The following is a 19201-nucleotide window of genomic DNA, read 5'->3' on the forward strand; positions in this document are numbered from 1 at the left end:
ACTCACGCCGGGCCCCCCTTCACTCGAGGATCGACAACCCGCTGCACAACATCCGCGAGCAACGTCCCCACCACCGTCGCCACGGAAATGACCAGCACACACCCGAGCAGCACCGGATAGTCGGACGACTGTGCGGCGGACCAGAACAGCAGCCCCATCCCCGGGTAGTTGAACAACTGCTCGACGACCAGCGCACCACCGAACAGCACGGGCACGTAGTACCCGAGCATCGCGACCACCGGGGTCAGGGAGTTGCGGAACACGTGCCTGAACAGGATCGCGCCCTGCGTCGAACCTCCCGCCCGCGCCGTCCGCACGTAGTCCTCGGAGAGGTTCTCCAGCGTCGCCGCCCGCATGTACCGGCTGAACACGGCGATCATGGACGCGGCCCCCGTGACGACCGGCAGCACCAGCGCCGCCGGGTCCGCGAAGACCTGCGCCAGCGTGTCCCCCTGGGGTGCCTGGGAGGGGAACCAGCGCAGGGTCTGGGTGAAGAGCAGCACCAGGATGAGCCCCAGGAAGTACACGGGCGTCGAGTACGCGACGAAGCTCAGCGTCGTGATGACGTAGTCGGCCGGCTTGTTGCGGCGCACCGCCTGCCACATGCCGAGCGGGATCGCCAGCAGCAGCCCGACGAGCGCGGACAGCACGGTCAGCACCAGGGTTTTCGGCAGCCGTTGCTCGATCAGCCGGGAGACGGCCTCGTTGAGTGTGTACGAGGTGCCGAGGTCGCCGTGCAGAAGGGTGTTCAGGTAGTAGAGGTACTGGACCGGCAGCGGGCGGTCCAGCCCCTGGTCGTGGTTGAACGCGGCGATCTGCTCGGCGGTCGCCTGCGGGCCGAGGATCCCGCGTGCGGGACCCCCGGGCAGCGCGTGCAGCAGACAGAACACCACGACGGTGACGATGAGGATCACGGCCAGGGCCTGGAGGATCCGCCGGGTGAGGTAGAGAAGCGTGTCCATGTCCGAGGCCTCAGCTCGTCCACTTCCACTGCGCCGGGTGGAAGTTGGCGAGCGAGTCCTGGGAGAAGCCGCCGAGGCCGTTCTTGACGACCGAGACCTGGTAGACGGGCTCCGGCAGCCAGATCACCGGCAGGTCCTTGGCGAGGGCCGCGCTGTATTCCTGGATCTCCTTGTTCGAAGTCGACGTCGTCGACGCGGTGATGAGCTTGTCGACCTCCGGATTGGAGTAGTTGCCGAAGTTCGAGCCGCCCTTGGTCTGGAACAGGGAGTCGCCGGTCGGGAAGGCGTTGAAGTACCAGCTGCCCGCCGTACCGAAGTAGGACAGCTGCCACTTGCAGATCGACTGGCCGGAGGTGCACTGCGGGGTCTGCGACAGCACCGAGTTGACGGGCGCGGTCTTGATCGAGAACTTGATCCCGGTCTTGGCCAGCGAGGACTGGATGGCGCTCATCATGTTGTCCGTGACCGTCGAGCCGGACTGTGACAGCACCTGCATCTCGAACTTCGTCCCCTTGGCGACCCCTTCACCGCACTGGGACGCGCCGCTGCCCGGGCTCGTGCAGGTCATGACCCCGCCCTGCTCGGTCCAGCCGCGGTCGGTCAGCAGCTTGCTCGCGGCCGCGTTCGAGAACGGATACGGGTTGTTCTTCTGCACCGGCGAGAGGAAGTCCGACGCCTGCCCCTGCGGAATGGGCCCGTAGCCGGGCACCGCCGTCCCGTTGAAGACGACTTTCGACAACGTGGTCTGGTCGATGGAGCGTTGCACCGCCTGCCGTGCGTACAGCTGCTTGAAGACGGCGCCCATGGCCGGGTTGTTGAAGTTGTACGGCATGTAGGTGATCGCCCAGCCCGACCACGGCTTCACCGAGTAGCCCTGCGCGGTGAAGCTGTCCTTCTGGTCGAGGTCGGTCGCCTCGATGTAGCCGTAGTCGACGCTGCCGGAACGCAGGGCGTTCTTCTCGGCGTCCGCCGTGGTGAAGGGGAGCAGGTTCACCGTGGGGATGGCCGGCTTCTCGCCGCCGTCGTACTTCTTGTTGGCGGTGAGGACGACCTTGCCGGCGGTCGAGAACGACTTGACCGCGTAGGGGCCGCTGATCGTCTTCCAGAGGGCGTTCTTCTCGTAACCGCCGATGTTCTTCGCGGCGTTGTTGAGGTACGTCCACACCTGCTTGGCGCCCGCGGCCGTGCGGTCGGCGTCGGACACCGTCGCCGAGGCGCTCGTCCTGTCCCAGGCGTGCTGGGGAAGCGGGTTGATGGAGTTGAGCTCGTTGGCCAGCATCCACTGGGAGTTGTAGGTCTGGTCGAACGTGATGGTGAAGTGGCGGTCGTCGACCGTCTTGAAGGACGTCCAGTTGTCGGGCGCCTTGCCGGGGTTGTAGCCCGCCCACTCCGCCTTGTTCGCCTTGATCAGGTTGAACCAGAACTCGACGTCCCGCGAGGTGACCGGCTTTCCGTCGCTCCAGTGGCGGTTGCCCAGCGTGATCGTCACGCTCTTTCCGTCGGACGCGAAGTCGGCGGCGGTGGCGAGCGAACCGGCCTTGTTCCAGCCGATCTTCCCGGTCGAGCCGTCGTAGGCGACGAGCGGCTCCCACAGGGTGTCCGCGATGGAGATGTTGTTGGTGTTCAGGTGTGCCGCCGTACCGATCGGCAGGATCCAGTTCGGCGTGAAGTTGGCGGGCAGCGCGTAGTCGATCGAGTCTTTCGACGCGGACGACGAGCCGCTCGTCCCGGAGCAGCCCGCGAGCAGCAGTGTGCCCGCGCATAGGGCAGCACCGGCAAGAAGTCTCGTGCGAGCAGGGGACATGGCTCTCCTCGGGGAAACACAGGGAAACAGAAGGCGGGGGGTGGAGCCAGTGAACGCCCCGACTGTTCGAAGAAACAGACGCGCTGCTGTAAAAAGTCTGTTTCTGCCGTTCTGGAAATAGCCTGAGGGGCGCTCGATTGGCCTACGCTCGCTGCCTCGGCCGCCGACGACGGAAGTAACCAACCTCTTGCCTGAAAAAAGTTCCTCACTGACCACGCGCGTCCTCGAACTCCTCGCCTCCGGGCAGGCGTCGACGCGTACGGAGCTCGCCGCGCTGCTCGGTGCGGCGCCGTCGACGGTGTCGTTCGCGGTGAGCAAGCTGCTGGACTACGGCCTCGTCGCCGAGGAGGGCACCTCGGCCTCCACCGGCGGGCGCCCGCGCAAGGTGCTGCGGCTCGGCGGCAGCGACGGGTACGCGGTCGCGGCCGATCTCGGCGGCAAGCACGTCCGCGTGGGGGTCGTCCACCCCGGAGGCGGTCTCACCGACGTCTCCACCGTGCCGTTCGCGACCGCCGACGGGCCCGAGGCGGCGCTGCCCGGACTGGCCGAGACCCTCGAAGGCCTCGCCGGCCGGCATGGACGGGACCTGCTGCGGGGCGTCGGCCTCTGCCTGCCCGGCCCGGTCGACGTCGAGCCGGGCCTGGTCACGCTGCCCGCGCGCATGCCCGGCTGGAACAGGTTCCCGGTGCGGGACTGGCTGGAGGACCGGTTCGGGGTGCCGGTGGCCATCGAGAACGACGCCAACTGCATGGCCGTCGGCGAACACAGCGTCCGGCCGGCCGAGCACCGTCAGGCGATCATGGTGAAGGCGGGCTCGGGCATCGGCGCGGGCGTCATCGCCGACGGACGGCTCTACCGGGGCGGCACCGGCGCCGCGGGCGAGATCACCCACGTCCGCGTCGAGGCCGCCCAGGACACCCCCTGCTCCTGCGGCAACACCGGCTGCCTGGAGACCGTCGCCTCCGGCGCGGCCCTCGTGCGCATCCTGGGCGAGCGCGGGCTCGACGTGGCGTCCACCGAGGACGTCGTACGGCTGGCCCTGGACGCCGACCCCGAGGCGACCCGCGCCGTGCGCCAGGCCGGCCGCTACCTCGGCATGGTGCTGGCGGCCAACGTCAACTTCTTCAACCCCGACGCGGTGTACCTCGGCGGGATCCTGTCCACCCTGGAACCCTTCGTCGCCGCCGTCCGCAGCCAGCTCTACGAGGGCTGCCATCCCCTGGTCACCGAGCATCTGGTCATCGAGCGGGCCGGGCTCGGCGCCGACGCCGGTCTCGTCGGCGCGGGCCAGTTCGCGCTGCAACGGGCCCTGGCGCACGCGCTGCGCGCGGTCACCGGCCATCAGTCCTGACTCCCGGAGGAGCCATGTCCCGTCCTGTCATCGCGATCGCCGGACTCGGCATCGAGTCCTCGACCTTTTCCCCGGCCCGCACCGAGGTCCCCGCCTTCCACCCGCAGCGGGGGGCGGACATCCTGACCCGCTACCCCTTCCTCGCCGCCGGGCAGCCCCTGCGGGCCGCCGCCGACTGGCGCGGCGCGCTCGTCGGCAAGGCGATGCCCGGCGGTACGGTGACGACGGCCGCGTACGCCGAACTGGCCGCCGAACTCCTCAACAGGCTCACGGAGTTGGGCCCCATCGACGGCCTCTGGTACGACATCCACGGCGCGATGACGGTCGAGGGACTCGACGACGCCGAGGCCGAACTCCTGCACCGCGTCCGTGAAGTGGTCGGCCCGCGCGTGCTCGTGTCGACCTCCATGGACCTGCACGGCAACGTCTCCCGCGACCTCGTCCACCAGAGCGACCTGATCACCTGCTACCGCATGGCCCCGCACGAGGACGCCATGGAGACCAAGGAGCGCGCGGCCCGCAACCTCGTCGACCTGCTGGCGAGCGGTGCGCCGCGCCCGGTCAAGGCCTGGATCCCGGTGCCGGTGCTGCTGGCCGGCGAGCAGACCTCCACCCGGATCGAACCCGCGAAGAGCGTCTACGCGGCCGTCGAGGAGGTCGAGGCGGCGCACGGCGTGACGGACGCGGCGATCTGGGTCGGCTACGCCTGGGCGGACGAACCGCGCAACCGGGCCGCTGTCGTCGTCACGGGGCCCGCGGCCGATGCCGTCACCACGGGCGCCGAGCGACTGGCCCGCGGTTTCTGGCAGGCCCGCCACGACTTCGACTTCGTCGCGCCGACAGGCACGCTGGACGAGTGCCTCGACGCCGCGCTGGCTTCCCGGGAACGCCCCTACTTCGTCAGCGACACCGGCGACAACCCGACGGCGGGCGGCGCCGGCGACGTCACCTGGGGCCTCCAACAGGTTCTGGACCGCCCGGAGTTCAAGGACCCGTCCGGCCCGACGGTCATCTACGCGTCACTTCCGGGCCCGGCTGCCGTGGAGGCGGCCGTGCGGGCCGGCGTCGGCGCGAGCGTCACCGTCACCGCGGGAGCGGAGGTCGACGACCGGCACGCGGGCCCGCTCACCCTGACCGGTGAGGTCCACGCCATCCGGCACGGCGACCGGGACGCGGAGGCCGAGGTGGTGCTGCGGGTGGGCAGCGTGCACGTGATCCTCACCCGGCTGCGCAAGCCGTACCACCACGAACACGACTTCACCGGCCTGGAGTTGAATCCCCGGGCCGCCGACGTCGTCATCGTCAAGATCGGCTATCTGGAGCCCGAGCTGTTCGCCATGGCCGCCGACTGGAAGATGGCGCTCACCCCGGGCGGCGTCGACCAGCAGCTGACCCGCCTCGGCCACCGCCGTATCCGCCGCCCGCTGTTCCCCTTCGACCCGGAAATGGCCGAACCGGACCTCACCGCCCGGCTGATCGCGCCGTCGGACGAGGCGCTCAGCGGACCGGACGAGTGAACCCGCCGGTGTCGCCGCCGCCCGCGTCCGCCTCGGCGATCAACTGGTCCAGCAGGGCGATCAGCACGTCCCGGGACGAGCCGCGCTCGCGTGCGTCGCACAGCAGCACCGGGACGTGCGCCGGCAGTGCCAGGGACTCCCGGATGTCCTCGGCCGGGTACGGATGCCGTCCGTGGAAGCCGTTGACGCCGACGACGAACGGGATGCCCCGGGACTCGAAGAAGTCGACGGCGGCGAAACTCGACTCGGGTCTGCGGACGTCGATGAGCACCACCGCGCCCAGCGCACCGACCGCCAGGTCGTTCCACATGAACCAGAACCGCTGCTGCCCGGGCGTGCCGAAGAGGTAGAGCACCAGCTCGTCGCTGATCGTGATCCGGCCGAAGTCCAGGGCCACGGTGGTGGCACGTTTCTGCTCGATGCCGTCGAGGTCGTCGACGCCCAGGCCCGCCGAGGTCAGCGATTCCTCGGTGCGCAGCGGGGCGATCTCGCTGACCGACCCGACCATGGTGGTCTTGCCGACGCCGAAGCCCCCGGCGATGAGGATCTTGACGGTGTCGGGTGCCGCCGGAGTGGCGGGTGCCGCCGGGGTGGCGGTATCAGAGCCGGCCAAGGCCGTCCCTCACTTTCTGAAGCAGGTCCAGGTCCAGTTCCGGGTCTCGGGTGACGGGATGCGGCGGATGGGCGGTGATCAGGCCGGCCTCCAGCAGATCGCAGAGCATGATGACGATCACGCTCACCGGCAGGTCCAGCAGCGCCGCGAGCTCCGCCACCGCGACCGGGTCGGCGCACCGGCGCAGGATCCGGGCCTGCTCGGGCTGCGGCCGAGGGGCCCGGTCCGGCGGCGGATCCACCGCGGTCACCGTCGTGATGAGGGTGAAGTCGGCGCGGCTGGGCCGGGTCCGTCCACCGATGAGGGCGAAGGGCCGTACCAGCCGGCCCGCCGCCGCCTCGCTTCCGCTCACCTCACTCGCCGGTGGCGGCCGTGGGCCCCACATGGGCCCGCGGCGCCGCGCTGAGATGCTCGCCGATCTTCTTCACCAGCATGTTCATCTGGTACGCCACCACGCCGACGTCCGCGCCCGGCCCGGTCAGGACGACGAGGTTGGCGCCGGTTCCGGCGGAGGTCAGGATCAGATAGCTGTTGGCCATCTCGATGAGCGCCTGGCGTACCGGGCCGCCGCGGAAGTCCATGCTGACGCCCTTGCTGAGGCTCATCAGACCCGAGGCGGTCGCCGCCAGCCGTTCGGCGTCGTCGCGCACGAACCCGGTGGACCTGCTGACGACCAGTCCGTCCTCGGAGAGCACCACGGCGTGGTTCACATCGGCGACCCGCTCCACGAGTCCGGTGAGCAACTGGTCCAGCTGGGTGTCCGTGGCGGGGATGGGGCGTGTCATGGCGGTGTCCTTCGTCAGCGGTCGGAGTGGGGAGTCGGGATGGCGGCGGGGTCCGCGGAGCGGGCGGACGTGTCCGGGGCCTTGGGCGAGATGGGGACCTCCTCGGGCGTACTCGGGTCCGCCGCCGCCCGCAGGGTGCCGCGCTGGAATCCCGCGAGCGAGGAAGCGGCACGTTCCGCGGTGTACTCCTCGAGGTCCTCCTCGTGAGCGGGCGCGGACTCCTCGCGGAGTTCGGGGACCAGGCTGGTCTGCGGCACCCGGCGGGGCAGCGGGGTGAGACCGTCGGAGCGGGGGGTGGGAGCGGGGGCGGGGGCGGTTCGTGGAGCGGGGAGGGGACGGGCCGTACGGGCGGGCGGGGTCGCGCCCTTGACGGACTCCGACTCCGGCCGCGACTCCGACTCCGGCCGCGACTCCCGCTCCGGCCGCGACCCTGATGTCGGCTCCGCCCCCGACTCCATCGCCCCCTTCGCCTCCGGAGCGCCGGCCCCGGCCCCGGCCTTGTGGACGGCCTCGGGCACCACGACGTCGTGCGGGATCAGCACGATCGCCGTGGTTCCGCCGTACGGCGAGGGACGCAGGGTGACCGCGATGCCGTGCCGGTCGGCGAGCCGGGCGATCACGAACATGCCGAGCCTGAGGTCGTCGGCCAGCGCCACCACGTCGAACTCCGGTGGCTCGGTCAACTGGGCGTTGAGGGAGGCGTAGTCGTCCTCGGACATGCCGAGGCCCCGGTCCTCGACCTCGACGGCCAGACCCTTGGCCACCATCGCGGCCCGCACTCCGACGGGGCTGGGCGCGGGGGAGTACGCGGTGGCGTTGTCGATGAGTTCGGCCAGCAGGTGGATCACGTCCGCCACCGCGGGCGGGGCGAGATACACCTCCTCGTCGGTCTGCACCTCCACCCGCTGGTACTCGGCGACCTCGCCGACCGCGCTGCGCAGGATGTCGATCAGCGCGACCGGTTCGGTCCAGCTGCGGCGCGGCTGCTCGCCGCTGATGATGACGAGGTTCTCCTCGTAACGGCGCAACTGGCTGGCCATGGAGTCCAGTGCGTACAGGCCCTTGAGGACGTCGGGGTCCTGGTGCTCGCGTTCCAGCGCGTCGAGCCGGCTGAGCTGGAGGTTGACCAGGTTCTGGCTCTGCCGGGCGATGCCCAGGATCACCTTCTGGAAGCCGCGCCGGGTGTCGGCGAGCTCCACCGCGGTCACCACCGCCGTGCGCTGTGCGGTGTTGAACGCCTGGGCCACCTGCCCGAGTTCGTCCCAGCCGTAGTCCAGCTCGGGCGCCGCCAGGTCCACGTCGACCTTCTCGCCCCGGTCCAGCCGGACCACCACGTCGGGCAGCCGCTCCGCGGCCAGCGAGAGCGTGGCCTGGCGCAGGCCGCGCAGCCGCCGGGACAGGGAGCGGGTGATCCGCCAGGACATGCCGACGCACAGCAGCAGGGCGACCAGACCGGCCGCGCTCAGCGAGGCGGCCGTCAGCAGCAGCCCGTCGGCCTTGTCGGCGCTGCGGGCGAGCAGCCCCGAGGTCTGCTGCCGGATCAGGACGCCGTAGTCGTCGGAGACCTTGTCCAGCGCGGTGGTCCACCGCTGCCGCGCGTCCGGCAGGGCGACGCGGTCGGCGCCACCTTCGGGCCGGGCCGCGAGCACCTCGTCCTCGACGTCCTGAAGGGCCTGCCACTCCTTGCTCTGGAGGATGCGCTCGGTCTGCGTCTTCGCGCTGCCGCGCAACGAGGGGACGATCTGGTCCTGGACGATCCAGCGGCGCGTGGCCACCATCTGGGCGAACCCGGTCCAGGCCTTCTCGTCGAGATACCCGGACGGCCAGGCCAGGGTGAGCTGCGCGTCCTCCTGGGAGATCAGCTCCGCCGCGTGCTCCAGCGCGACCAGCGGACCGGCCTGCGAGGTGAGGTCGCCGTCGTCGACCTGGGAGAGCTCCTGGAAGGCGTGGATCTGGTCGTCGATGATCGAGGTGTACTGGTCCAGCGCCTGTTCGGCGGTGATGTCGGTGGGGTCGTCCACCTGGCTGCGGTAGTACTCCAGGCTGCCCACCGATCCGACGACCGAGTAGAGCCGGTCCGCGATCCGGGCGGGGGCCCGCTGGATCGCGTCGGAGTGGCCGACGAGCTGCGCGACCGCCGTGTCCGTCTCCTCGCGCCCCCGGTCCAGGGCGGCCCGGGAGCCGGGGACCTTGGCCAGCCAGGCGGCCGACAGACCGCGTTCCCGCTGGAGATCGAGCGTGGCGTCGGTGCCCATGGCGCCGGTCGACCGGCTCAGCTCCGTCTGCGACCGCAGCCTGAGGCCCTCCGAGAACATCTGCGTCGTCGTCACGCCCCACATGGCGCCGAGCGTGACGCTCGGCACCAGTGCCAGGAGGATGAGGGAGAGACGTATGGAACCCAGGCGGCGCCTGGCACCTGTCCGTCGAGACATGGTCGTCCTTGGGCGATCAGCGGGGAGGGGAGCGGGGAGCGGGGAGTGAGCGGGTGTCGTGCGGTGGCGGCCGGTCAGCGGGTTCCGGCCGCGGCGAAGCGCGCGACCGCGGCGACGTTCGTCCGGGTGACGAACGCGGGGCCGGTCAGTACGGGAGCCACGCCCCCGCCGCTGAGGTTGGCGTTGGTCTTGTACAGCCACAGCGCGTCCACGGCGAGGTAGCCCTGGAGATAGGGCTGTTGGTCCACCGCGAACTGCACGTCCCCGTCGCGCACGGCGTTGACCAGGTTCTTGTCGAGGTCGAAGGTGGCGACCTTGGCGCCGCTCCCCGCCGCCTCGACGGACTTGACCGCGCTGAGCGCGAACTGCGCGCCCAGCGTGACGACTTCGTCGATGGAGGGATCCTGCCGCAGCCGGGAGGTGATGGCGGCGTTCACCGCGTTCATGTCGGTGCCCTTGACGTAGACCATCTCGGTCTCGCCGTGGAACGCCTTCTTCACGCCGGCGCAGCGCGCCTCCAGGGCGACATTGCCCCGTTCGTGGATGACACACAGGGCGTGCTTGGCCCCGAGGCCGTCCAGTCTGTCCCCGACGGCCCGGCCGGCGAGGCTCTCGTCCTGCCCGAAATACTCCAGGAGACCCTGGGAACGCCAGGCGTCTATACCGGAGTTGAGACCGACGACCGGTATGTCCGTCGCCTTCGCCTCGGCGATCGGCTGCCGCATCGCCTGCGGCTTGGCCAGGGTCACCGCGATGCCGTCGACCCCGTCGCGGATCGCGTCCCGCACCAGCTGGGCCTGCCCCGCCGGGTCGGAGTCGTTCGCGTACGTCAGCTCGATGCCGTCCTTGGCGGCCGCCGCCCGGGCGCCCTTCTGCACCAGGTCCCAGAAGGCGTCGCCCTGACCGCCGTGGGTGATCAGGGCGACCTTGAGCCGGCCGTCGTCCGCCGTGCCCGTACCCGAGCCGAGCCGTGCGTCGCCGGAGGCGGAGCCGGAGCAGCCCGCGAGGAGCAGGCAGACCGCGGCGGTCAGGGCGGCGGCTGTGCGAGCGGGTCGGGAGAAGGCCTGAGGTGGGGGAGGGATGTTCATGGAGCACCTCGCTGTGCGGCCGAGCAAGCAGAACGCGAAAGCCGGGCCGAACCGCATGATGTCCGCCGACCGGGTGAAACCTTCGCTGGCTCGGAGCCAATCGCGTGTGACCACCGGTAGTCAAGTGATCGACCGCTTGCAGTGAGTTGTCGCTGCGACATCGTGATGATCTTTTACCTCAGGTTTTCCCTCAGGCTTCCCCTCAGGCTTTTCATCAGGTGGAAGACAGCGGCGGCCCCGGTCACGGCGGTTCGACCAGTTCCAGCCCGGCGAAGAACTCCCCCGCCTCGGCGAAGGGAGAGGGTGAGGACGAGCGGGTCGTTGTCGACGTAGACGACCCGTGACCCGGGGGCCGCCGACTGGGCGAGCGTTGCCTGCCGGGGCACTAGGTCGGGATGCCGGTGCCGATGTCGATGTCTCGCTCCATGCACCTCCCTTCCCATCGGCGACTCGCCTCTAATCCGGCCACCTACACTGGACCGGCTCGTACGACCTGAGGAGGGCGAGGACGGTGGCGGCGGACGGCAACGGCTTCGAGGACCCCTCCGCCGACGTGCTCGCGCAGGCGGCCGCGGCGTTCGGACTGCTGGCCTCGTCCGCCCGGCTGCACATCGTGTGGGCGCTGGCCCAGGGCGAGAGCGATGTGACCGGGCTCGCGGAGCGGGTCGGCGGCGCGCTGCCCGCCGTCAGCCAGCACCTGACCAAGCTGAAGCTCGCCGGTCTGGTCCGCTCCCGCCGCGAGGGCCGCCGCCAGGTCTACTTCGTCGACGATCCGGACACGGTGGACGTGGTGCGCCTGATGGTCGGCCGGCTCACCGACCGCGCCGCCCCGGCCCGCCGCCTCCATGGACTCTGACACGGCCGCCGAGTCCGCCGAGGGCACCTCGCTCCAGGCGTTGCGGCGGCTGGACACCGGCCCGCGCGGACTGACCGACGCCGAGGCCCAGACCCGGCTCGCCGAGACCGGCGAGAACACGCTCCCGCAGCCGCGTACGACGCCGTGGCCGCACCGGTTCGCGCGCGGCCTGCGCGACCCCTTCACCGCCGTACTGCTCTGCCTCGGCCTGGTCTCGGCGGCCGTCGCCTCCTGGGGCACCGCCGCGGTGATCCTCGCGCTGGTCGCGGTCAGTTGTCTGCTGCGGGCGGGCGGGGAGCACCGCGCGGACCGCTCCATGGCCGCGCTGCGTGCCCTGGTCGCCGGCACGGCCACCGTGCTGCGGCGCGGCGCGGGCGAGAGTGCGGAGCGGGAGATCCCGGTCGCCGAGCTGGTGCCGGGCGATGTGGTGCGGCTCGGGCCCGGCGACCTCGTCCCCGCGGACGTACGACTGCTGCGCGCGCGGGGGCTGACCGTGCACCAGGCCGCGCTCACCGGCGAGTCCGCGCCGGTCGCGAAGACCGCGGCCGACGCGCCCGGCGGCGCGGACGACGGTCCCTTCGCGCAGCCCCACCTGTGCTTCCAGGGCAGCGGCGTCGCCACCGGCAGCGCCACCGCCATCGTCCTCGCCACCGGCGCGCGGACCCGGCTGGCCGCCGCGCACGGGGCGCCGGTCCCGCGCGGGGCCGGCGCCTTCGACCGGTCCGTGCACGGCATCTCCTGGGTGCTGATCCGGTTCATGCTGCTGACCCCGCCGTTGGTGCTCATGGCGGGCGCGGCCCTGCGCGGGCGCGGTCTGGAGACGCTGCCGTTCGCCGTCGCGGTGGCCGTCGGACTCACCCCCGAGATGCTCCCGGTGATCGTCACCACCTGCCTGGCGCGCGGCGCCTCGGTGCTGGCCCGCGGCCACGGCGTGATCGTCAAACGCCTGCCCGCCCTGCACGATCTGGGCGCGGTCGACGTGCTGTGCGTCGACAAGACCGGCACCCTCACCCAGGACCGCCCGGTCGTCGAACGGTCCCTCGACGCCACCGGCCGCGACGACCCCGACGCACTGCGCTGGGCCGCCGTCGGCGCCTGGTGGAGCCTCCAACTCGCCGACCTGCCCGCGCCGGACGCCCTCGACGAGGCACTCCTGGACGCGGCCGGCCCGGTCGGCGAGGAGTACGACGGTGTGGACGCCGTGCCCTTCGATCCGGTCCGGCGCCTGTCCACGGCGGTCGTCCACGGGCGCCTCGGCACGCACACCCTCGTCGTCAAGGGCGCCGTCGAGGACGTACTGGAACGCTGCGCGGCCGACCCGGCCGAGCGCGAGCGGCTGCGCGGGCTCGCCGCCCGCGAGGCGGACGCCGGGCTGCGGCTGCTGGCCGTGGCCACGGCCGAACGCCCGGCCCGCACGCGCGCGTACGGCCCCGCGGACGAGCGTGGCCTGACCTTCCGCGGCTTCGTCACCTTCCGGGACGCCCTGGCCCCGACCGCGGCCGAGGCCCTGCGCGACCTGGCCGCCCTCGGCGTCACGGTCAAGGTCCTCACCGGCGACCACCCGGCCACGGCCGCCCGCGCCTGCCGCGACCTGGGGCTGGAGCCGGGGGAGGTGCGCGACGCGCGAGACGCGTCCTCTGTCGCCTCTGTCGCTTCCGGCCCCTGTGTCGTCGCCCGCTGCACCCCCGACGACAAGGCCCGCGTCGTCGCCTCCCTGCGGGCCGCCGGGCACACCGTCGGCTTCCTCGGCGACGGGGTCAACGACGTGCCCGCCCTGCGCGCGGCGGACGTCGGGATCGCGCCCCGGGACGCCGTCGACGTGGCCCGCGAGGCCGCCGACGTCGTGCTCGCGGACAAGGACCTGGCGGCGATCGGGCACGCGGTCACGGCCGGCCGGTACAGCAGCGGCAACATCGCCTCGTATCTGCGCGTCACGCTCTCCTCGAACCTCGGCAACGTCCTCGCGATGCTCGCCGCCGGACTGCTCCTGCCCTTCCTGCCGATGCTCCCGGCCCAGGTCCTCGTCCAGAACCTGTGCTTCGACGCGGCCCAACTCGCCTTCGCCTACGACCGCCCCGGCGCCGCGGCACTGCGCCGCCCGGCCGTGCTGCGACCGCGCGCCTTCCTGCGCTTCATCACCGGCTTCGGCGCGCTCAACGCGGTCGCCGACCTCGCCACCTTCGCCGTCCTCGCGCTCGCCCTGAACGGGCCGGACGCGCTGGACGACCGTACGGTGTTCCACTCCGCCTGGTTCACCGAGAACCTGCTCACCCAGGCCCTGGTCATGCTGCTCCTGCGCACCGGCCGGGGCCTCGCCGAGGGCCGCGCACCGGGCCCGGTCGGCCGGGCGGCGGCCCTCCTCGCCGTGGCCGGCCTGCTCCTGCCGCCGAGCCCGCTGGGCGCGTCCCTCGGCATGACGGCCCTGCCCGCCGCCTACTACCTGTTGCTCGTCGCCGTCCTCGGCCTGTACGCCCTCGCGCTGACGGCGGCCCGGGTACGGCACGACCGGCGTCAGCCGTAGGTCAGGTTCGAGCAGGGGTTGTCGTCCGCCGAACGGGCGCCGTCGGCGACCTCCGAGGGCAGCGCGGTCGGGGCCGGGGAGGCGGTGGCCGCGGGGGCGTCGGCGTACGACTGGCCGAGTACGACGCTGACGCCGGACCCGGTCACGGCTTCCAGCCCCGCGCCGGGGAAGGCCCGGACGAGGGTCTGGGCCTGGGACTCGAGCCCGGGGCCGTACTCGACGAGCGTGGTGGCGTGGTCCTGGGCGGTCGCCGTCGCCGTACCGGTGACCGTGAAACCGTCCGCGGTGAGCGCGGCGGCGGCGCGGTTGGCCAGGCCGGTCACGGTGGTGCCGTTGTAGACGGCGACGTCGATGCCGGTGCCGGACACGGGTGCGGAGGTGGGGGAGGGGGAGGGGGAGGGGGAGGGGGTGGCCGAGGGCTTCGTCTTCTTCCCGTCGGCGTTCTTGCCGTCGATCGTGCGGTCGGCCTTCAGCGCGGCGAACAGCTCGTCGGCGTCCGGCTGCACGATCGCGACGCGCGACCCCTCGTACCGCCAGGGGACGGTGACGAACTTGGTGTTGTGCAGGTCGATGTCCTGGAGCGACATCGCGAAGGAGATGAGCTTGTCGGCCGAGCCGAGACCGGGGTCGACGGTCAGCGACTTGGTGGCGGCGTCGGCGAGCGGCAGCAGCTTGACCGGGGTCAGGCCCTTGCTCTTCACCTCCTTCAACAAGCTGGCGACGAAGGCCTGTTGGCGCTTGATGCGGCCGATGTCGGAGCCGTCGCCGATGCCGTGCCGGATGCGGACGTAGTCCAGGGCGCGCTGCCCGGAGACGGTCTGCTCGCCCTTCTTGAAGAGCAGCTTGCCCGGGGTCGTGCGATGGGGGTTCAGGTCGTTCTCGTACACGTCCTGCGGAAGACACACCTTCACCCCGCCCACCACCTCGGTCAGCCGGGCGAAGCCCTTGAAGTCGACGACGACGGTGTGGTCGACCCGCAGCCCGGTGAGCTGCTCGACCGTGTTCTGGGTGCAGGCGGGGTTGCCGGTGGCGGTCTGGCCGACGGAGTAGGCCGCGTTGAACATCGTGTCGGGCTGCGCCGCCGTCCAGCTGCCGCCGGGCACCTTGCACGGCGGGATGGTGACAAGGGTGTCGCGGGGGATGGAGACGGCCAGGGCGTGCTTGTGGTCGGCGTATATGTGGAGCAGGAAGGTGGTGTCCGAGCGGCCTACGTCGTTCTTGTCGCCGCCGCCGAGCGCCGCGTTGCCGTCGTTGCGCGCGTCGGAGCCGATGACCAGGACGTTCTCGCCCTTCGACGAGCCGGCCCGGGGGCGGTTGCCGGACAGGCCGGCCGAGTCGAACGTGGTGATGTTGCCGTCCAGCTTCAGGTACAGCCAGCCGGCCCCCGCTCCCACGAGCACCAGCAGCGACAGACAGATCGTGAGCGCGACGCGTGCCTTTGACCGGCGCTTTCGCCGACGCCTCTTGCTGTGGTTGCTCACGGCCACGTCCTCTTGCTCACCCTGGTTGTACAGTTGCGCAATGTAGCAACTGTCGGTGAAGAGAGAGTGAGAGGGCCGTCATGCTCCGCAACGGACTGGAACCCTGGCACCTGCTGATCGTGGCGATCGTACTCATCGTGCTGTTCGGCTCGAAGAGACTGCCGGACGCCGCTCGGGGCCTCGGCAAGTCGATGCGCATCCTCAAGAGCGAGGCGAAGGCGATGAAGGACGAGAACGCGAGCGCGACCCCGGCGGAGCCGCCCACCACCGCACCCTGAGCCGGCGTCAGGCGGGTTCGGCGGTCTGCGGTGCCCGCGCCTCCTTCCGGCGCCGGCGCCGGCTGCGGCGCGGCTCCTGGTCGGGCAGCCAGCCGAAGGCGAGGCAGCTGCCCACCACCCCCAGCAGCAGGCCGAGGAGGAAGCCGCCCAGATTCGAGGTGACCCAGGTGCCCAGGGACAGCAGGACGCCGGTGATCGAGTAGAAGAGCCGCTGGGCGGGGTTGAAGAGGATCAGCAGCCCGAGCAGCAGCATCAGGGCCGGCAGGAGGTAGCCGGCCAGGCCCTGCATGCCGATGTGCAGGACGACCTTCATCGACGCCTTCTCGGTGAGCAGGATCTCCGCCCCGCCCAGGGCGAGCAGCAGCCCGCCCCAGAACGGACGGCCGGCCCGCCAGCGCCGGAAGGCGGACCGCATGCCCTGACCTGGCCGGCCCGACATCAGCAGCCCGTGTCGCTGAAGCGGAGCTTCAGGCCCGGCAGCTTGAACACCCCTGCGGTGGTCGCGTAGTTGGTCTGCCGCAGGTTGGCGATGTGCACGGTGTCGGCCTGCTGGCTGAACACGCCTTTGGGGCCCTGTACCCCGGCCTTGGTCAGGGTGCTGGCGTCGTTGCCGATCTCGATGTTGTCGAAGGCGGCGTTGCCCGACAGCTCGGTCGAGTCGGTGGTCAGGTCGCTCGCCTGGACCTTCTGCGCCCCGCTGCCCGCGGTGAGGAGCAGATTGGTGCCGCCCAGGTCGACGCTCTGGCACAGCTTCGTCAGCGTCGCCTTCTTGATCGCGGAGGTGATGACCAGCACCTGGCCGCCGGTGTCGCCCTCGTTCGGGCTGCCCGGCGCCATGTTGTCGAGGCCGCCGAACTGCTCGAAACCGGTGCCGTTGAGCTCCGTGGCAGTGACCGTGAACGGCATGCCGGAGATGGCGAACTGCACGCCCAGCGCCCCCTCGGCTGTCAGGACGGCGAGCGTCGCGGCGACGGCGGCGGCCGGTACGGCCATGATCGCGGCCCGGCGCGCCCGGACCCGGCCCCGTCTGACCTCAGGTGCTTCAGCCATGTTCTGCTCCCGTGGGCATAGTCGATCGGCTGGCAGTGGTTTGTTGTCCTGGCGCGGACAACCGTCGAGGAAGTTACCGGCGGTTACATTTGAGGGTCAAGCAAGTTGTGCAAAAAAGGTGTTGATTGTGCATCACCTGTGACCCCGGCACATTCCCGGACGTCCGCATACCCCCCGACCGACATCAACTGCCGTGCGAAACCTTGACGTTGACTGACCATCAGGTCTACAACTCTCCCTGGTTTCACCGGATCCGTGGCGCCGGATCCACTCACCGCGCGGCACCGTCCGCGTTCCCGGACGCTCTGTCCAGTCACGGGCTCTTCACATCCCGAGCCCAGCGCCTTCCATGGCACGCGCACGGCCGCTTCCCTCACCCCAGAAAGAGGCACCCGCATGCGTACGCGCCCCCTCCTCACCCTCGCCGCCTCCGTCGCCGCCCTCACCCTCGCCGCGGCCGTCCCCGCGTCGGCGGCCGAGACCCCGGTCCTCACCACCGGCGGCCTCGGCGGTACGCCCGCCGCCGTCGGCGACGTCCTCACCGCACCGCTGGCCGCCGGCACCAAGGCCACGCTCTACTCCAGCGCGACCGGCACCAGCGGCATCTCCTGCACGTCCTCGCAGTTCACCGCCACCGTCACCGACAACCCCGCCGCGCCCGGCACGGCCACCGAGTCACTCGGCGCCCACACCTTCGACAGCGCCGGCTGCACCGCCAACGTCGTCGGCGTGCTCGGCGTCACCAGCATCACGGTCAACAACCTGCCGTACAGCACCGCCGTGTCCTCCGACGGCACCGTCACGGTCACCGCGCCGAGCGGCTCCGCCGTCCAGACCACGGTCGTGCTGCGCACCCTGCTGGGCAGCATCAACTGCGTCTACCAGACGCCCAGCCTGACCGGAAAGGCCGACAACGCCGACAACAGCATCACCTTCACCAACCAGCAGTTCACCAAGAAGTCCGGCTCCTCGCTGTGCTTCGCCAACGGCTACTTCACCGCGAAGTACGCCCCCGTGACCGACGGCGACGCGCTGGTCTACGTCAACTGAGGTCAACCGGCCCGGTAGCGCCCGGCGTTCAGCGCCGACGTATCCGCAGGGCCACGGCGGCGCCCCCGGTGAGCACCAGCACCGCGGCGGCGCCGCCCGCCATCATCGAGGGCTGACCGGAGTCGGGTTCGGCGGCGGAGGCCACCGGAGTGCTGTCGGCGGGGGAGGCTTCGGCGGTGGGCTCACCGGCGGCCGCGGCCGACGGGGTGCTCGTCCGTGCCGGACGCCGCGACGGACCGGCCTGCGACGGACCGGCCTGCGACGGACTGGCCTGCGACGGACTGGCGGCCTGCGCGGGCCCCTTCTTCGCGGGCGTGGGACTGGCACTCGCGGCGCCCGAACCGTTCGCCGCCGGGAACACCACGTCCGAGCACGAGTAGTACGTGTCCGCCGTGCTGCTGTTCTGCCAGATCGTGTACAGCACATGCCGCCCCGCCCGGTCGGACGGCAGCGTCGCCCCGATGCGGTACGCGCCGTCCGTCAGCGCCGGGTCCGTCACCTCCGCGAAGGGCCTCTCCGGAAGGTCGGCCCAGGTCAGCGGCTTCGCCGGGTCGTAGCCGGGCTTGGTGAGATAGAGCTTGAACGTGCCGGTGTGCGGGATCGTCGAGACGTACCGCATGGTCAGCTTCGCGCCGGGGGCCAGCCGGGTGGACGGCCAGTCGGAGCGGGCGAGGTCGAGGCCGCGGTAGGCGGGCAGCCCTCCGCTGCACAGCTTCCCGTCGGGGATGGTCTGCCGGTCCTGGCCGTTCACGTTCGCGACGCGCAGGTTGTCCCAGGCCGTGAAGGGCGCCCCGTTCGCGGCGACGGCCGCCTCGCAGGCCGCCGACCCGGTCTCGTCCCCGTCGGGAGAGCAGGCGAAGACCCGGCTGACGGGATCCGTCGGCGTGCCGTGCGCCTGGGCCGGCGCCGCCGCCCATACGCCCAGCAGCAGTTGGCTCGCGGCGGCGACGGCCAGGGCGGCGGCGCGGTGTGCGGTCATCCGGGGCATCCGGAACGTCTCCTCGGGCGGAACGGGAACGGGTCCGCTCCCGTGCGGTGAACGGTCTGCTCCCGTGCAGTACGGGAAACCGGCCCGGCGCGTTCACCGCGCGGCACTCGGCGCAGAACGGCCCATTGCCGGTCAACCGGCCGACGTCGAGGGTGGGTTCTCGGCCGGATCGAGGGTTTCCCCTGTATCCGCCTGACCTTCCCTTTGCCTATCGTTCGACCACAGCTGACCCACAGGTAACCCCGACGGGCGGCGTCTCTCGCTCGGCCCTGTCGTCAAACTCCCGTCTGCCCCACGGCGCCATGCACGCACTCTCGCCGCACCGGGCGAAAGCCCAAGTACGTCCAGTACGAGGCCTTCCGCCCGGCACGCCGAGAGCACGCACCTGACGCCGCGAGGCCCGCCCTTCGGGCGGACGACGGGAG

Annotated in this window: 17 protein-coding genes and 1 pseudogene; 6 read left to right on the top strand and 12 right to left on the bottom strand. The window is 71.4% G+C overall.

The genetic code is table 11. From position 1 onward, the window contains the following. Window positions 1-2: 2 nt before the first annotated feature. Window positions 3-962, bottom strand: coding sequence for an ABC transporter permease (locus AB0I77_RS04630; RefSeq protein WP_363280861.1), 960 nt, complete (start codon window positions 960-962; stop codon window positions 3-5). A gap of 10 nt (window positions 963-972) precedes the next feature. After that, window positions 973-2766: a peptide ABC transporter substrate-binding protein gene (locus AB0I77_RS04635; protein ID WP_363280862.1), complete on the bottom strand. Its 1794-nt coding sequence runs from the start codon at window positions 2764-2766 to the stop codon at window positions 973-975. 187 nt (window positions 2767-2953) lie between these two features. On the opposite strand from AB0I77_RS04635, the gene AB0I77_RS04640 reads away from it, so the two are divergent. Then, window positions 2954-4117: an ROK family transcriptional regulator gene (locus AB0I77_RS04640; RefSeq protein ID WP_363280863.1), complete on the top strand. Its 1164-nt coding sequence runs from the start codon at window positions 2954-2956 to the stop codon at window positions 4115-4117. 14 nt (window positions 4118-4131) lie between these two features. Next, window positions 4132-5634 (top strand): M81 family metallopeptidase, encoded by a 1503-nt coding sequence (locus AB0I77_RS04645; protein ID WP_363280864.1) that lies wholly within the window; start codon window positions 4132-4134, stop codon window positions 5632-5634. On the opposite strand, the gene AB0I77_RS04650 is transcribed toward AB0I77_RS04645, so the two are convergent. The 6 genes and pseudogenes from AB0I77_RS04650 to AB0I77_RS04675 form a co-directional block, all read right to left on the bottom strand. After that, window positions 5615-6247, bottom strand: a complete 633-nt coding sequence (locus tag AB0I77_RS04650) for an ATP/GTP-binding protein (protein WP_363280865.1) — start codon at window positions 6245-6247, stop codon at window positions 5615-5617. The two genes, AB0I77_RS04645 and AB0I77_RS04650, sit on opposite strands and share 20 nt — an antisense overlap. Next, window positions 6234-6599, bottom strand: coding sequence for a DUF742 domain-containing protein (locus AB0I77_RS04655; RefSeq protein WP_363280866.1), 366 nt, complete (start codon window positions 6597-6599; stop codon window positions 6234-6236). Before AB0I77_RS04655 ends, AB0I77_RS04650 begins: the two co-directional genes overlap by 14 nt. 1 nt (window position 6600) lies before the next feature. Further along, entirely contained in the window at window positions 6601-7032 is a 432-nt protein-coding gene (locus AB0I77_RS04660) for a roadblock/LC7 domain-containing protein (protein ID WP_363280867.1), read from the bottom strand. Between the two features lie 14 nt (window positions 7033-7046). After that, window positions 7047-9464, bottom strand: coding sequence for a nitrate- and nitrite sensing domain-containing protein (locus tag AB0I77_RS04665; RefSeq protein WP_363280868.1), 2418 nt, complete (start codon window positions 9462-9464; stop codon window positions 7047-7049). A 74-nt stretch (window positions 9465-9538) separates the two neighbouring features. Beyond that, window positions 9539-10552: a substrate-binding domain-containing protein gene (locus AB0I77_RS04670; RefSeq protein WP_363280869.1), complete on the bottom strand. Its 1014-nt coding sequence runs from the start codon at window positions 10550-10552 to the stop codon at window positions 9539-9541. Between the two features lie 296 nt (window positions 10553-10848). Next, window positions 10849-10979: pseudogene (locus AB0I77_RS04675) on the bottom strand (SAM-dependent methyltransferase); the annotation flags it as partial. A gap of 84 nt (window positions 10980-11063) precedes the next feature. Here AB0I77_RS04675 and AB0I77_RS04680 point away from each other — a divergent pair. Beyond that, the gene (locus AB0I77_RS04680; RefSeq protein WP_363280871.1) at window positions 11064-11408 is read left to right on the top strand and encodes a metalloregulator ArsR/SmtB family transcription factor; all 345 of its coding nucleotides are present in this window, start codon (window positions 11064-11066) and stop codon (window positions 11406-11408) included. Continuing rightward, window positions 11398-13929, top strand: coding sequence for a magnesium-translocating P-type ATPase (gene mgtA, locus AB0I77_RS04685; RefSeq protein WP_363280872.1), 2532 nt, complete (start codon window positions 11398-11400; stop codon window positions 13927-13929). Before AB0I77_RS04680 ends, mgtA begins: the two co-directional genes overlap by 11 nt. Here the strand turns inward: mgtA and AB0I77_RS04690 are convergent. Beyond that, window positions 13920-15410, bottom strand: a complete 1491-nt coding sequence (locus tag AB0I77_RS04690; RefSeq protein WP_363280873.1) for an LCP family protein — start codon at window positions 15408-15410, stop codon at window positions 13920-13922. The genes mgtA and AB0I77_RS04690 overlap by 10 nt on opposite strands. 80 nt (window positions 15411-15490) lie before the next feature. On the opposite strand from AB0I77_RS04690, the gene tatA reads away from it, so the two are divergent. Continuing rightward, window positions 15491-15688, top strand: a complete 198-nt coding sequence (gene tatA / locus AB0I77_RS04695) for a Sec-independent protein translocase subunit TatA (protein ID WP_363280874.1) — start codon at window positions 15491-15493, stop codon at window positions 15686-15688. A gap of 7 nt (window positions 15689-15695) precedes the next feature. Here the strand turns inward: tatA and AB0I77_RS04700 are convergent, their stop codons facing one another. Both AB0I77_RS04700 and AB0I77_RS04705 read right to left on the bottom strand, forming a co-directional pair. Then, on the bottom strand, window positions 15696-16127 hold the full coding sequence (locus tag AB0I77_RS04700) for a DUF6114 domain-containing protein (RefSeq protein WP_363280875.1): 432 nt from the start codon (window positions 16125-16127) through the stop codon (window positions 15696-15698). Next, window positions 16127-16738 carry a DUF6230 family protein gene (locus AB0I77_RS04705; protein ID WP_363280876.1) on the bottom strand — a complete coding sequence of 204 codons (612 nt, stop codon included), beginning with the start codon at window positions 16736-16738 and terminating at the stop codon, window positions 16127-16129. The genes AB0I77_RS04700 and AB0I77_RS04705 overlap by 1 nt, the downstream gene beginning before the upstream one ends. Window positions 16739-17134: 396 nt before the next feature. On the opposite strand from AB0I77_RS04705, the gene AB0I77_RS04710 reads away from it, so the two are divergent. Continuing rightward, the gene (locus AB0I77_RS04710) at window positions 17135-17788 is read left to right on the top strand and encodes a Tat pathway signal sequence domain protein (RefSeq protein WP_363280877.1); all 654 of its coding nucleotides are present in this window, start codon (window positions 17135-17137) and stop codon (window positions 17786-17788) included. A 28-nt stretch (window positions 17789-17816) separates the two neighbouring features. Here the strand turns inward: AB0I77_RS04710 and AB0I77_RS04715 are convergent, their stop codons facing one another. Then, on the bottom strand, window positions 17817-18776 hold the full coding sequence (locus AB0I77_RS04715) for a lytic polysaccharide monooxygenase (RefSeq protein ID WP_363280878.1): 960 nt from the start codon (window positions 18774-18776) through the stop codon (window positions 17817-17819). Window positions 18777-19201: the final 425 nt, after the last annotated feature.

The sequence above is a fragment of the Streptomyces sp. NPDC050619 genome (genome assembly GCF_040654815.1).
Taxonomy (GTDB): domain Bacteria; phylum Actinomycetota; class Actinomycetes; order Streptomycetales; family Streptomycetaceae; genus Streptomyces.